The organism is Vibrio sp. YT-19(2023) (genome assembly GCF_033337395.1).
This window is the reverse complement of the sequence record NZ_JAWOQN010000923.1, coordinates 1-561: the sequence shown is the minus strand read 5'-3', so window position 1 is coordinate 561 and position 561 is coordinate 1. Positions and strand designations below refer to the sequence as shown.

General features: G+C 45.5%; 1 protein-coding gene. It reads left to right on the top strand.

Annotation, left to right across the window (positions count from 1 at the left end; genetic code table 11):
- The coding region (locus R7E78_RS29215; protein ID WP_318059031.1) for a sensor histidine kinase at positions 1 to 431 on the top strand (431 nt) is incomplete at its 5' end.
- Between the last annotated feature and the right edge of the window lie 130 nt (positions 432 to 561).

The window sequence follows — 561 nt, the reverse complement described above, 5'->3', positions numbered from 1 at the left end:
AGCTTAACTCCCTGCTTTCTGACCTAAAAGACAAATGGCAGCAAGAGACGCCATTGCCAATCACCGTTAAAGATACGGATTGCAAAGAAGCCCCAATTAAGACCGACCCCAAACTGCCCAAGCGCGCGTTAGACAACCTACGTCGCAATGCCATGCGTTATGCCGATAGCCAAATCATGTTAGAAGTGACCGAAGATGAAGAACACTGCATGATCAGCATTCATGACGATGGAAACGGTATTGATGAAAAAGACTGGCCTCACCTGTTTGAGGCATTTTACAGCGCCGACAAATCTCGTAATAAAAGCACCAGCGGCTTTGGTTTAGGACTTGCCATTGTAAGACAAATTATGGAATTGCAACGCGGCGATGTTTCTATTTCACACAGCCCTCTTGGTGGCGCCTGCTTCACCGTATCTCTGCCTAAATAACGGGCGAACAACGATAAAAGTTAAAGCGCAGTTCGCTTAGTTTCTGCGCTATCTTCTTCCTCATCCGGTCTTATTACATAAGACGACATTGCGATACAATCCATAGACAGAGACAAGGAATAAAACATTG